This window comes from Martelella sp. AD-3, assembly GCF_001578105.1.
In the GTDB taxonomy this organism is placed as follows: Bacteria; Pseudomonadota; Alphaproteobacteria; order Rhizobiales; family Rhizobiaceae; genus Martelella.
This window is the reverse complement of the sequence record NZ_CP014275.1, coordinates 2,536,478-2,548,923: the sequence shown is the minus strand read 5'-3', so window position 1 is coordinate 2,548,923 and position 12,446 is coordinate 2,536,478. Positions and strand designations below refer to the sequence as shown.

Sequence of the window (12,446 nt, the reverse complement as noted above, 5' to 3'; positions counted from 1 at the left end):
TCATGCGGCATTGGCGGGCTTGAGTCGTTCCGTTTCGCGTTCGCGGTCCAGCGCCTCCATGATGTCCGCCTCCAGCCGGGCCTCAAGGGCGAGATCGGCGTCGGACGGGCGGCCGGCATCGTCGTTGGCGACCTTGCGGGCACGCCGTCTGAGGGCGGCTGCCAGCCGGTCGCGGCCGCTGCGGCCTTTCGCCGTGCGGACGCTCTCTTCGGCCTCGATCTCGATGCTCTCCGGGATGAATGGCATATAGCGCTCCGCCGACAGCGGCAGGGCAAGGTCGCCGGTTGCAAGGCTCGTCGCCGGCAGGTCCGCCACGCGGGCTTCGGGCAGTTCGATGCTTGCAAGCGTGCCCCGGCCCGGCGCGGACTTGAGCACGAGCGCGCCCTGGTGCGCCTCGACCAACTGCCGGACGATCGAGAGACCGAGGCCGAAGCCTTCGACATGGTCCGCCGCCCGGCCGCGCGAGAAGGCATCCGTAGCTGCCGCAAGCGCCTCCTCGTCCATGCCGCAGCCGTAATCGCGCACGCTCAGATACTGCCCGCCCTCGGCCGTGTTGCCGGCCGAGACCAGAATGTCGGAGCCCTCGGGCGAGAACTTGATGGCGTTAGACAACAGGTTGATCAGCATCTGCTTGACGGCGCGGCCATCGGCTATGACCGGTGCGAGCCGCCCCCCGGCGTCGCAGTGGATCGAGATCGCCCGCGAGGCGGCCTCGGGTCCGACCATCGCCATCGACGCGTCGATGACATCGACCAGATAGACCGGCTGTTCGGTGAGCCGGTATCCGCCGGCCTCCAGACGGGAGAGATCGAGCACGCTGTCGATCATGTCGAGAAGATGGGTTCCGGAACTGTGGATGTCGGAGGCATATTCCTTGTAATAGGGGTTTTTCAGCGGTCCCATCATCTCTTCCTTCATGATTTCGGAAAAGCCGATGATGGCGTTGAGCGGCGTGCGCAGATCATGCGACATCGCCGCGAGAAAGGCCGCCTTGGCCTTGTTGGCGTCCTCGGCCGTCTGTGCAGCCGCTTCGGCCTTTTTCAGGCTTTCGGCAAGCTTTCGGTTCAGCGCGTCCTTTTCGCTTTCCTTCCTCTGCAAGGCCTGGTCGCCGGCGCCGAGCTGGTGGCTGAAATAGGCGATGAACACCATGACCACGGCAAGGGTCGACGCAAGGCCGATGTCGAAGGGCGCGCGCCCGAGATAGGCGATCGCGCCGAATGCCATCACGGCGGGCATGAAAACGTGCCAGGTCGTCTTCGGCAGCGCGACCGCGCCGAGCGCCAGCAGCGAGAGCGCGATGATCACCATCGCCCCTTTGAAGAAGGGGAAGGCCGCGCCGGTGCAGGCGCTGCAGTCGAGAAGCGCGGTCAGCGCCCAGGCCGCGCCCGCCAGCCAGTAGGCGCCGATGACGCGATTGTTCCATTTGGCAAGGGTTTCGGCATCCTTGCCCTCGCGCGCGGCGTTGCGGATGACGGCAAAGGCGACGCCGTGCAGGACGAGCGCCGTCAGCGCCCAGAGAGCAAAGACCATGTCCCTGCCGATATAAAGAAAGCCGACCGCGGTGATGACCAGCAGGATCGCAATGGCGGGAACGCCCTTTTCGACGACGGAAAGCGCATGACGGAAGGCTTCGACCGGCGGCGTTTGCGAAGCCGCGCCGGAAGCGGCCGGACCTAGCCCGGTCTCTGTGTCCTGAGGATCATGACGCTGTGTCGTGTCGCGTTTCATGTGGGCCTCGCTGAGGTTCGCCATCGCTAATCGTGGTTGTCGCTGTTAATGAACCTACGAACGAATTGTTAAGAAATACCTTCCGTAAAGGATTTGTTAGCCGTGTTTTTTAATCGGGTCGTAATCTTTGCCGCATTCGCCAACCCTTCCGCAGGCCCCCGGAGCGCCTGATGAGCGATACGGAAAGGCTTTCGCGCGCGATCCCGGCCTGCCGAATCTGCCGGGACTGCCCGGAAGGCGGGGCGGAGCGCCGGCTGCCGCATGAACCGCGTCCCGTTGCCGTCCTGTCGGCGCGCGCGCGGATCCTGATCGCCGGCCAGGCGCCGGGCCTGCGCGTGCACGAGACCGGCATTCCCTTCAACGATCGCTCGGGCGACCGGCTGCGCGACTGGATGGGGATCGGCCGCGAGGCATTCTACGATCGCTCCCGCTTTGCCATCCTGCCGATGGGCTTCTGCTTTCCGGGCTATGACGCAAAGGGCAGCGACCTGCCGCCGCGCAGGGAATGCGCGCCTGAATGGCGGGAGGAGGCCATGGCGGCGATGCCGCAGATCGAACTGGTTCTGGCGATCGGCATGTATGCGCAGAAGTGGCACATGGGGAAGGCCAGCCGCAAGACGTTGACCGAGACCGTACGAAACTGGCGGGAGAGCTATTTTGCCAACCGCGCGCCGCGCATCCTGCCGCTGCCGCACCCGAGCTGGCGCAACACCGGCTGGCTGAAGAAGAATCCGTGGTTTGAGGACGAAGTGCTGCCGGAACTGAAAAGAGCTGTGCGGCTCTACGGCGGTGGCTGAAAAATCATCCTTTCTTTCGCCCCCACTTTTGCTATAACAGGAAAAATTTTTTACGGAGAGCGGAAATGGACCGTCTGGATAGAAAGATTTTGCGCCTTCTTCAGGAAGACTCGACGCTGGCCGTTGCCGATATCGGCAAGAAGGTCGGGCTTTCCACCACGCCTTGCTGGCGCCGCATCCAGAAGATGGAGGAAGAGGGCGTGATCAGGCGGCGCGTGGCGCTGCTCGATCCGGAGAAGGTCAACGCCAATGTCACGGTCTTCGTCGCCATCCGCACCAACTCCCACTCGGTCGAGTGGCTGAGGCGGTTCTCCGAGGTCATCGGCGACTTTCCCGAAGTGCTCGAGTTCTACCGCATGAGCGGCGACGTCGATTACCTGCTGCGGGTCGTGGTGCCGGATATCGCCGCCTATGACGCCTTCTACAAGCGGCTGATCGCCAAGATCGAGATCCGCGATGTTTCCTCGTCCTTCGCCATGGAGCAAATCAAGTTTTCGACCGAACTCCCGCTTGACTATATGGCGGTGGAGCCGTCCAGGACCGGAGACTGAGCCCGCCGGACTGCGCGGCATCAAGTAGAAGTTGCGCTCTTCCTGGTGATGTGACCATTTGTTAAGCATTCGCTGTTAAACAGTCATAAAGCATAATTCGTGAGGATTGCGTTATGACGAGAGCAGTTGCGACGGCCTTTCTGGTCGTCCTGGCCGGGGGGCCGTCACTGGCGGCGGACCTTGCGGTCACGGCGCCGGCGCCGGTCTATCAGGAAGTCTATGTCGAGGAAGAGGAATTGCCGTGGGACGGCCCCTATCTCGGCCTCAGGGGCGGGTATGACTGGACACAGGTCCGCGGCACGATTTCGGGCGCGTCCGGCAGTTCCTCGTGGTCCAACGGTATTGCGGGACCGATCGTCGGCGCCTTCGCCGGCTATAATTTCCAGTTCGACAACAATCTCGTGGCCGGCGCCGAGGTCGACGGCGACTATACCTTTGACATGAGCCAGTATGTCGCCGGCGGCGTCTCGCGCAACCACGGCATCAACTGGGGCGGATCCTTGAGGGGCCGCATCGGCTACTCCCTCGGCAACGCGCTGATCTACGGCACGGCAGGCGCCGCGGTCGCGAACTTCTATCTCGGCACGGGCTCGAAGCGCCCGCATGAGGTGATCTACGGCTACACGGTTGGCGCCGGCGTCGACTATGCCTTTACGGAGAATATCTTCGCCCGGCTCGAATATCGCTACACCGGCTATCCGAGCGCCGATTTCTCCCGCTATTTCGGCAAGGGCAACACGGCCGATCAGGAGACGTCTTCGAACACCGTCACCGCAGGTCTCGGTGTTAAATTCTAGCGATCTTCCTTCGGCGGCGACGACCAGACGGCCTTGCGGCTTTACGCAGGGCCGTTTTTTTACTATTGAGCGGCTTCGTTGAAATGGCCGTGCAGGACGGCCTTTCGTCCACCCGCATTCGTTGGCGGGACTGGTTTAAGGAGAAGATATGTCCGATCAGATTTCCCTCATTTTCCCCGATGGCTCCAAGCGCGACTACGCCGCCGGCACGACCGGCCGGGATGTTGCCGAGTCAATCTCCAAATCTCTCGCCAAGAAAGCCGTCGCCATTGCGCTTGACGGCGAATTGCGCGATCTCGCCGACCCGGTCGAGGACGGCCGCATCGAGATCGTCACCCGCGCCGATGACCGCGCGCTCGAGCTGATCCGCCACGACTGCGCCCATGTGATGGCCGAGGCCGTGCAGGAATTGTGGCCGGGAACGCAGGTGACCATCGGTCCGGTGATCGAGAACGGCTTCTACTACGATTTCGCCCGCGAGACGCCCTTCACGCCCGACGATCTGCCGAAGATCGAGAAGAAGATGAGGGAGATCATCAAGCGCAACGCCCCCTTCACCAAGGAAGTCTGGCCGCGCGAGAAGGCCAGGCAGGTCTTCGCCGAAAAAGGCGAGGTCTACAAGGTCGAGCTTGTCGACGCGATTCCCGAAGACCAGGACGTCAAGATCTATTCCCAGGGCGACTGGTTCGACCTCTGCCGCGGGCCGCACATGACGTCAACCGGCCAGATCGGCGATGCCTTCAAGCTGATGAAGGTGGCCGGCGCCTATTGGCGCGGTGACAGCAACAACCCGATGCTGACCCGTATCTACGGCACGGCCTGGGCGGAGAAGCAGCAGCTCGAAGCCTATATCACCTTCCTTGAGGAGGCGGAAAAGCGCGACCATCGCCGGCTCGGCCGCGAGATGGACCTGTTCCATTTCCAGGAAGAAGGCCCGGGCGTCGTGTTCTGGCATTCCAAGGGCTGGCGCATGTTCCAGTCGTTGACCTCCTATATGCGACGCCGTCTCGAGGGCGAGTATGAGGAGGTCAACGCGCCGCAGGTGCTGGATACGGCCCTGTGGCGGACCTCCGGCCATTGGGAATGGTACCGCGAGAACATGTTCGCGGTCGCCTGCGCCGACGAGGAAGCCGAGGACAAGCGCGTCTTCGCGCTGAAGCCGATGAACTGCCCCGGCCATGTGCAGCTGTTCAAGCACGGTCTGAAGTCCTACCGCGAACTGCCGATCCGCTATGCGGAATTCGGCGTCGTGCATCGCTATGAGCCATCGGGCGCCATGCACGGGCTGATGCGCGTGCGCGGCTTTACCCAGGACGATGCCCACGTCTTTTGCACCGAGGAACAGCTTGCCGAGGAATGCCTGAAGATCAATGACCTGATCCTGTCGGTCTACGAGGATTTCGGCTTCAAGGAAATTGTCGTCAAGCTTTCCACCCGGCCGGAAAAACGCGTCGGCTCGGACGAGAACTGGGATCACGCCGAGGCGATCATGACCGAGGTGCTGAAGACCATCGAGCAACAGTCGGGCGGGCGGATCAAGACCGGCATCCTGCCGGGCGAGGGCGCCTTCTACGGTCCGAAGTTCGAATATACGCTGAAGGATGCGATCGGGCGCGAATGGCAGTGCGGCACCACCCAGGTGGACTTCAACCTGCCGGAACGCTTCGGCGCGTTTTATATCGACTCGACCTCGGAGAAGAAGCAGCCGGTGATGATCCACCGCGCCATCTGCGGTTCGCTCGAACGTTTCCTCGGCATCCTGATCGAGAACCATGCCGGCCATATGCCGCTGTGGTTCGCCCCGCAGCAGGTGGTGGTCGCGACCATCACCTCCGAGGCGGACGACTATGGCCGCAAGGTCGCCGAGAAGCTGCGCGCCGCCGGGCTTACGGTCGGGACCGACTTCCGCAACGAGAAGATCAACTACAAGGTCCGCGAACATTCGCTGGCCAAGGTGCCGGTCATTCTCGTCTGCGGCATGCGCGAGGCGGAAGAGGAAGCGGTCAATATCCGCCGCCTCGGCTCGCGCGACCAGCAGCCGATGGCGCTCGCCGATGCGATCGCCATGCTGACCGACGAGGCAACGCCGCCGGACCTGAAGCGCAAGCGCGCTCTGGCGTAAGGAAAAAAGGACGGCGCGGTTTTCTGGCCGCGCCGTTTTGTCTTTCAGGGACGGTATTCGACGATCGCGGCGCGGCGGCGGGCCATGACGGCCGAGACCTTGCGGGCGATCACGGCGATCCTGTCTCTTGTGCGGTTGAGGGCGATTTCCGGCGCCGAACGACCGTAGGATTTTCGCGTGCCCCGCTCCTCGATCGACGTGGCGACATCTTCCGCGCCGGCCCCGCCTGTCACGTAGCGGTTCTGCACGCAAAGGGCGGGCACGACCTGCATCACGGAAAGATCGTTGCGAATGCCGGCCCTCGGATCGAACAGGGCCGCGTCGACCGGAACGAACAGCTTTTCGCTGCGGGCCAGCATCGTCTCGGCGCCTTGCCGGGTGATGACATAACCGGCGGAGCCGATATGGCAGCCGACGAGGCGCTTGACGGCATGGTCGCCGAGCGTGAGTTCGGTTTTCCGCGCCAGTTCCGCGGGCTTCATGCTGGTTTCGAACTTCACGACATCGACGCCTGCGGGGAGCCGGCTTTCGAGGCCGTCAAGCACGGCGCGGGTTGCGGCGCTGATCTCGACATCATCCTCGAAGATGGTGGCTGACGGCGCGTCGCTTTCCAGAAGCGCGGCCCATGCGCGGCGGTGGCTGAGGTAGCAGCCGATCTCCCCGCGCGTCATTTCACGGCTGAAGGGGGCGGGAAAGGCCGAAAGCCGGGCGGCCTCGTGATCGCCGAGCAGACGGGCATCGCTTGCCGCAAGCCGGGTGAAGTCCAGCCCACGCGCCGCCATGATGGACGTGATCGCGGCAAGGCGCTCGGTATCCCGGTCGAGGTTGATGACGAATGTGAGCAAGGCCTGGCTTTCTTGGACAAGGGGAAAGACCGCTTCCGGTCGTCGGCTATATAGCGGAACTCCGGCCGATGGGAACAGGGAAAACGGCGTCGTCGCGTCCGAAGCCTCTATGCTCAGCGGAAGGCGACGATGCGTTTGCGATAGCCGCGCAGAGCGTTGCGCGCCTTGAGGTAGAAAGCCCTTGACCGGTCGAGAAGGCGATACCGAAGCTGCGCCAACTGATTTTCGCCGTAAGACTTCCTACCGCTCGGGACATTATGCGACGGAAATCCGGCTCGGTCGACATTGGTGCGCTCCGCAATATCGTCCTGGATGCAGATCGCCGGTTCCAGCTGATACACAATCGGCCGGCTTTCGACGGCGATCTGCGGGCTGAACATCATCGCATCGACGCCGACGGCAAGCTTGCGGCTGTTGGCCAGCAGCTTCTCGGCGCCCTTGCGGGTAACGATGTAGCCCGCCGCGCCATGATGACGCCCGGTCAATCGCACCAGCTTCCGGCCGAGAACCGCGCTTTCGGCTTTTTCCGGCAGCGGGACTTTCTGCAGGCAGGTTTCAAGCTTCACGATATCCGCATCATTTGGTATCCACGGCTCCGGTGCATAGAACAGCCTGTCGATATCCTCCCCGAGATGCACGTCGTCCTCGAAGATGGCAGCGAGTGCGGCATCGGTTTCCAGAAACCGTTCCCAGGCATGAACATGGCTGAGATAGCAGCCGACCTGCGAAGGACTGAGGTCGAAGCTTCCGGCCGCGGGAAAAGCGAGGCGTTCGGACCGTTCGACGTCCGTCATCTTGCGCCCATCGACGGCCGCAAGTCGTTCGAAGGCGAGGCCTTTGGCGGCGAAGACAGCGGTTGCGTGCGCGAGGCGATCGCGGTCGTCTTCGAGGTTGAGCAGGTAGATTTTCATGGTCGGCTAGTCTCGCTTCGGTCCGGTTTCAATCCACGCTTTCGTCCGGCAGGTCGGCCTTGTCCTCGTCAAGCAGCAGCTCGACCTGCGTCGACTGGCCGGGCGCAACGGTGAAATTCTTCTCGTAGACGGTGTCCTTGTTGCGGGCGATCGCGGTGTATTCGCCCTCCGCCAGGATCATCGAGGGGAAGGCGCTGCGGCTTTCGGTCAGCACATCGCCGGAGGCGCCGAGCACGGTCCAGAGCGTGTCGGCAAGCGCCTCGCCGCCCTTTTCGGCGGCAAGCGTGAGCGTGACGGTGGCGGCATGCTGCTTCAGCGTCGCCTCGGTGATCTCGCCGGCCCTGACCTTGAGCCGGGCGTGGGCCTCGGCGTTGAGATCGCCATAATAGGAGATCACCTCGTAGGTTCCGGCGCGCAGCCGCAGGATTGTCTCCGGCTTGACGTTTTCGATGACGAGTTCGCGTTTTTCACCCCGGTCCTCGTAGATGGTGAACCGGAGCAGGTCGGGGTCGGCGCGGCTGTGATCGCCGAGCGTGGCGTTGAGCACGAGGCCGCCGGCCTCGAGCACCAGGGAGACGTCCACCTTGTCCTCGCCGGTGCGCGGAACCGAGATCTTGCGGGTGGTCGAAGCGCGTCCGAAGGCGCAGTTGACGAAATACTCGCCGGCGGGCAGCTCGATCGCCTTGCTGCCGCCTTCGGCGGAAGCCACCAGTTCCAGCCGGCCGTTGCTGTCGGGAACCGATTTGAACACGCGCCAGGTCAGTCCCTCGCGCATCACCGCGCCGTCTTTCGTCAGGCGCGCCTCGAAGGCGACCGTCCGCTTGACGCCGGGCTCCTGCGTGCCGCGCATCAGCGAGAACGGGTCTTCGCCGGCGCTCTGTCCCGCGGCCGGCAGGGCGGAGAGCATCAGGACGCAGAAGAGGGCGGCAGGAAGCCGCAGGAGGAGCGATCGGTAATGAGCAAAGAGAGACATGTTTCTCGCCGGTTGACTTGCGGTGCGCAAGCGTTCACTGCAAATTCGTAAAATGCGTTTTGGCCTGATTATCGTGGCCTTTTCAAGGGCAAGGGCCGCTGTTTTCGAACGAATGAGGTTTGCGTTGAACGAGAAGAATGAAGCCGTCGTCGAATTTCTGAAGACCCGCCGGTCCACGCCGGTGCTGCAGCTAGCAGAGCCCGGCCCCTCCCGCGCCGAGCTTGAGGAGATCCTGACGATCGCCGCGCGGGTGCCCGATCACGGCAAGCTCGCGCCCTGGCGTTTCATCGTCTATGCCGGCACGGCGCGCGCCGAGGTCGGCGAGGCGCTTGCCGAGATAACCCTCGCCGACGATGCGACGGCCTCGTCCGAACGCCTCAAGCTCGAACGCGAACGGCTGACGCGCGCGCCGCTGGTCGTCGGCGTCATCAGCCGCGCCGCGGTCCATCCGAAAATTCCCGAATGGGAGCAGGTCATGTCTGCGGGCGCCGCCTGCTACAATCTGGTGGCCGCCGCCAATGCCTTCGGCTACGGCGCCACCTGGCTCAGCGAGTGGTATGCCTTCGACGAGCGCGCCTTTTCGGCACTCGGCGTCGAAGCGGGCGAGCGCGTGGCCGGCTTCGTCCATATCGGCACGCGCCGCGAGGCGCCTTTCGAGCGCGTCCGGCCGGAGCTCGCCGATGTCGTGACCTGGCGCGGGGATCTCTGAGATGTTCTACACCACCGACAGGAACGCGCACGGCCTGCCGCACGATCCGTTCAAGGCGATCGTCTCGCCGCGTCCCATCGGCTGGATCGGCTCGCGCAGCGGCAGGGGCGAGAACAATCTCGCGCCCTATTCCTTCTTCAACGCCGTCTCCGCCGCGCCGCCGGTGGTGATGTTCTCGTCCGATACCGTCAAGGACAGCGTGCGCAATATCGACGAGACCGGCGTCTTCACCGTCAATCTGGCCAGCAGGGACCTTGCCGAACAGATGAACGTCACCTCGGCCCCGCTGGAACGCGGCGAAAGCGAGTTCGCGGCGGCGGGTCTCACGCCCGTCACCGGCAGGCTGGTCGACGCGCCTTGTGTCGGCGAGGCCTATGCGGTGCTGGAATGCCGGATGACGGCAATCATGGCGCCGCCGACGCTTGCGGGCACGGTCACGCAGAGCCGCATGGTCTTCGGCCAGGTGGTCGCTATCCACATCAAGGACGAGGCGCTGACGCCCGAGGGGCGGCTCGATATGGCAAAGGTGCGGCCGCTCGCGCGTCTCGGCTACCGCGACTATTGCGATGGCGGCGATGTGTTCGAGATGGTCCGGCCGCGATAGGGGGCGGGCGCGAATTTCCGGCGCCTCTGTCAGGCCGCGCCGAAGGCGCTCTTGATGATGCCGATATGGTCCGGATTTTCGGTGAGCTTGCCGGCAAAGCCCGTGCGCGCCGCCTGGTGGCACGAGGTCTCGAATGCCTCTGCCGGAGAACGTGCCGCCGAAAAATCGATGGCCGGCACGCCGAGATTGCGCGCGGCGAGCATGGTTGCGACGGCGCCCTGACGGGCAATCTCGCCGTCTGCCGGCTCCAGCGCGTCGCCGTCATAACCGAGCGCGATCAGGCGGCGGTGCCGGTGGAGAAAATGGCGGGCATTCAGGAGTCCGCCGCCATTGTCGCCGATCATGGCGATCAGCGCGATCGAGCCTTCTTCCAGCTCCTCGCGCGCCTCGACGACCCTCAGCAGCGTCTCGGCCATCTGGATGCGGGCGGCGCTTTCCACGCCGCGCAGGATGATGCCGTCGGGCGCGGCGCGTGCGGCGCGCGAAAAATCGTCGATATTATAGGCTTTTGATATCGGCTCGCAGATCAGGAAGATCGGCAGCGAGGGCAACACGCTCCTGAGCGAGGCCATGCGCTCCTCAAGCCGCTCCTCGCCCTTGGCGGAAAGACACAGGCAATCCGGACGGTGTGCCTGCGGATCGAAGGGAACGGGGTCGTCCGTCGCCATGCCGAGCAGCCAGACTTTCATGCGGCGAATGTCCATCGTCATGCCTCCAACCGGGTCTCCCACGCAAATCAGGATGACCGAATGCTGGCCGCTTGGAAATGGCGTTCTGCGCCTTTCCACTTGTAATATGACAGTTTTGCGTCGCCCGCGCGCGAAAAAGCCGGGCAGGGATATTGCCCGGCATCATCGATCAGGCGGACTTGCGCATCTCGGCCAGCGGGCCGGCCCATTTGTAGAGCTCGTCGAGCAGGCCGGTCGCGCCCGCCTTCATCTCGTCATTTGGCGTCAGTTGTCCGTCCTCGCCGATGAATTTCGGGAAGAAGGGAATCGGCACGACCTGGGGAAGGGGGTGGGCGTTGAGGTTGACGATCAGCGTGCGCAGCTCCTGGGCGGCGCGCAGCCCGCCGGAGACGCCGCCATAGCTGACGACGCCGGCCGGCTTGTAGCCCCATTCCTTGTAGACCACCTGCAGCGCGTTCACGAGCGTTGCCGGGGCGAAGAAATCATATTCCGGGGTCACGAAGATGAAGGCGTCGGCGGAAGCGACGCTCTCGCTCCACTTGCGGGTGTGCTCATGCTCGTATTCCTGCAGCCGCGGATGCTTCGGCTCATCAAGGAAGGGCAGCTTGAAATCGTCGAGATCGACGACCTCGACTTCGAACTTGCCATGGTCGCGGGCGAAATCGCCGACCCATTTGGCAATAGACGGGCCGACCCGGCCCGGACGGGTGCTGCCGATGATGACGTTGAGCTTCATGGAATTCTCCTGGCCGCGGCGCGAGGGACATGCCGTCGACGCCGAATTGCGAAAGAACAGACCGACCGGAAGACTGTCCGTCGGTCCTGAATGAACACGTGAGGAAAATAGGGGTGCGCGATGGGCGAGGCAAGGGAGGGCAGGGATGAGACCAGGTCACATACCGGTAACCGTGGGCGAACGAAAGGCACACGCGCCGCGCCGGAAGGCGAGGCGCGAGGCTTCTCGGACGAGAAGAAGTCAGGCCGCTGTCGGCCGCTGCTTCTTACTGGTAGACGACGATTGGCGCCGGGAGATTGTTGACACGGTTGTAAAGGTCGATCACATCCTGGTTCAGCATGCGGATGCAGCCGGAGGAGACGGCCTTGCCGATCGAGGTCCAGTCCGGATTGCCGTGGACGCGGTAGAGCGTGTCCTTGCCGTTTTCGAAGATGTAGAGCGCGCGCGCGCCGAGCGGGTTCATCAGGCCCGGCTCCATGCCGCCGTTCTCGTTGGAGTATTTCTCAAGCTTCGGGTCGCGCTCGATCATCTCCTTCGGGGGGAACCATTTCGGCCATTCCTGCTTCCACTTGATCACGCCGTTGCCGCCCCAGGAGAAGCCGGCGCGGCCGATGCCGACGCCGTAGCGCATGGCCATGCCATTCTCGCCGACGAGGTAGAGGAAGCGGTTCGGCGTATCGACGACGACCGTGCCGGGCGCTTCGCCGGTCGGATCCCGCACTTCCTGGCGGTAGTAGAGCGGGTCGATCTGACGCCACGGAACCGCCGGGATCATGTAGCCATTGTCCTCCAGCGGACCGTACATCGCGTCGAGCTGTGCCGCGGTGTAGGGCGTGCCGCCGATCAGCGGTTCCGCCGGGGCCATGGGCTGAGCCGGGTACTGGCTCACGCAGCCGGTGAGGATTGCGGTGGTCGAAACGGCGCCGAGAAGGAAGGTGCGGCGCGCCATCGTCTTGTCAACGAGCATTCAAGCCTCTTGATCAT

The 12,446-nt window shown here is 63.8% G+C and carries 13 protein-coding genes; 6 read left to right on the top strand and 7 right to left on the bottom strand.

The features are described from left to right. Entirely contained in the window at positions 1 to 1,728 is a 1,728-nt protein-coding gene (locus tag AZF01_RS11830) for a sensor histidine kinase KdpD (protein WP_161633015.1), read from the bottom strand. 170 nt (positions 1,729 to 1,898) lie between these two features. Between AZF01_RS11830 and AZF01_RS11825 the strand changes: the two genes are divergently transcribed. The 4 genes from AZF01_RS11825 to thrS all read left to right on the top strand — a co-directional run bounded on the left by AZF01_RS11825 (position 1,899) and on the right by thrS (position 5,995). Beyond that, complete coding sequence (locus AZF01_RS11825) at positions 1,899 to 2,525, top strand: uracil-DNA glycosylase family protein (RefSeq protein WP_024707461.1); 627 nt, start codon at positions 1,899 to 1,901, stop codon at positions 2,523 to 2,525. 65 nt (positions 2,526 to 2,590) lie between these two features. Continuing rightward, positions 2,591 to 3,076 carry an Lrp/AsnC family transcriptional regulator gene (locus AZF01_RS11820; protein ID WP_024707460.1) on the top strand — a complete coding sequence of 162 codons (486 nt, stop codon included), beginning with the start codon at positions 2,591 to 2,593 and terminating at the stop codon, positions 3,074 to 3,076. A 113-nt stretch (positions 3,077 to 3,189) separates the two neighbouring features. Further along, positions 3,190 to 3,873 (top strand): outer membrane protein, encoded by a 684-nt coding sequence (locus AZF01_RS11815; RefSeq protein WP_024707459.1) that lies wholly within the window; start codon positions 3,190 to 3,192, stop codon positions 3,871 to 3,873. A 148-nt stretch (positions 3,874 to 4,021) separates the two neighbouring features. Beyond that, complete coding sequence (gene thrS / locus AZF01_RS11810; protein ID WP_024707458.1) at positions 4,022 to 5,995, top strand: threonine--tRNA ligase; 1,974 nt, start codon at positions 4,022 to 4,024, stop codon at positions 5,993 to 5,995. 44 nt (positions 5,996 to 6,039) lie between these two features. Here thrS and AZF01_RS11805 read toward each other — a convergent pair whose 3' ends face one another. The 3 genes from AZF01_RS11805 to AZF01_RS11795 all read right to left on the bottom strand — a co-directional run bounded on the left by AZF01_RS11805 (position 6,040) and on the right by AZF01_RS11795 (position 8,724). Further along, complete coding sequence (locus AZF01_RS11805) at positions 6,040 to 6,840, bottom strand: glycosyltransferase family 25 protein (RefSeq protein ID WP_024707457.1); 801 nt, start codon at positions 6,838 to 6,840, stop codon at positions 6,040 to 6,042. Positions 6,841 to 6,953: 113 nt separating this feature from the next. After that, positions 6,954 to 7,751, bottom strand: coding sequence for a glycosyltransferase family 25 protein (locus tag AZF01_RS11800; protein ID WP_024707456.1), 798 nt, complete (start codon positions 7,749 to 7,751; stop codon positions 6,954 to 6,956). Between the two features lie 28 nt (positions 7,752 to 7,779). Next, complete coding sequence (locus AZF01_RS11795) at positions 7,780 to 8,724, bottom strand: hypothetical protein (RefSeq protein ID WP_152534491.1); 945 nt, start codon at positions 8,722 to 8,724, stop codon at positions 7,780 to 7,782. Positions 8,725 to 8,848: 124 nt separating this feature from the next. Between AZF01_RS11795 and AZF01_RS11790 the strand changes: the two genes are divergently transcribed. After that, positions 8,849 to 9,433, top strand: a complete 585-nt coding sequence (locus tag AZF01_RS11790; protein WP_024707454.1) for a nitroreductase — start codon at positions 8,849 to 8,851, stop codon at positions 9,431 to 9,433. 1 nt (position 9,434) lies between these two features. Beyond that, the gene (locus AZF01_RS11785; protein ID WP_024707453.1) at positions 9,435 to 10,037 is read left to right on the top strand and encodes a flavin reductase family protein; all 603 of its coding nucleotides are present in this window, start codon (positions 9,435 to 9,437) and stop codon (positions 10,035 to 10,037) included. Between the two features lie 29 nt (positions 10,038 to 10,066). Here the strand turns inward: AZF01_RS11785 and AZF01_RS11780 are convergent, their stop codons facing one another. The 3 genes from AZF01_RS11780 to AZF01_RS11770 form a co-directional block, all read right to left on the bottom strand. Continuing rightward, positions 10,067 to 10,747, bottom strand: a complete 681-nt coding sequence (locus AZF01_RS11780) for a hypothetical protein (RefSeq protein WP_024707452.1) — start codon at positions 10,745 to 10,747, stop codon at positions 10,067 to 10,069. A 148-nt stretch (positions 10,748 to 10,895) separates the two neighbouring features. Further along, entirely contained in the window at positions 10,896 to 11,462 is a 567-nt protein-coding gene (locus tag AZF01_RS11775) for an NADPH-dependent FMN reductase (RefSeq protein WP_024707451.1), read from the bottom strand. Positions 11,463 to 11,727: 265 nt separating this feature from the next. Further along, positions 11,728 to 12,429, bottom strand: coding sequence for a L,D-transpeptidase (locus AZF01_RS11770; RefSeq protein ID WP_024707450.1), 702 nt, complete (start codon positions 12,427 to 12,429; stop codon positions 11,728 to 11,730). Positions 12,430 to 12,446: the final 17 nt, after the last annotated feature.

Excerpts from the sequence above, each read along its gene's own strand:
- AZF01_RS11795 (WP_152534491.1), bottom strand. The coding sequence starts at position 8,724 with ATGTCTCTCTTTGCTCATTACCGATCGCTCCTCCTGCGGCTTCCTGCC.
- AZF01_RS11820 (WP_024707460.1), top strand. The coding sequence starts at position 2,591 with ATGGACCGTCTGGATAGAAAGATTTTGCGCCTTCTTCAGGAAGACTCG.
- AZF01_RS11830 (WP_161633015.1), bottom strand. The coding sequence starts at position 1,728 with ATGAAACGCGACACGACACAGCGTCATGATCCTCAGGACACAGAGACC.
- AZF01_RS11825 (WP_024707461.1), top strand. The coding sequence starts at position 1,899 with ATGAGCGATACGGAAAGGCTTTCGCGCGCGATCCCGGCCTGCCGAATC.
- AZF01_RS11775 (WP_024707451.1), bottom strand. The coding sequence starts at position 11,462 with ATGAAGCTCAACGTCATCATCGGCAGCACCCGTCCGGGCCGGGTCGGC.
- AZF01_RS11800 (WP_024707456.1), bottom strand. The coding sequence starts at position 7,751 with ATGAAAATCTACCTGCTCAACCTCGAAGACGACCGCGATCGCCTCGCG.
- AZF01_RS11770 (WP_024707450.1), bottom strand. The coding sequence starts at position 12,429 with ATGCTCGTTGACAAGACGATGGCGCGCCGCACCTTCCTTCTCGGCGCC.
- AZF01_RS11815 (WP_024707459.1), top strand. The coding sequence starts at position 3,190 with ATGACGAGAGCAGTTGCGACGGCCTTTCTGGTCGTCCTGGCCGGGGGG.
- AZF01_RS11785 (WP_024707453.1), top strand. The coding sequence starts at position 9,435 with ATGTTCTACACCACCGACAGGAACGCGCACGGCCTGCCGCACGATCCG.
- thrS (WP_024707458.1), top strand. The coding sequence starts at position 4,022 with ATGTCCGATCAGATTTCCCTCATTTTCCCCGATGGCTCCAAGCGCGAC.
- AZF01_RS11780 (WP_024707452.1), bottom strand. The coding sequence starts at position 10,747 with ATGACGATGGACATTCGCCGCATGAAAGTCTGGCTGCTCGGCATGGCG.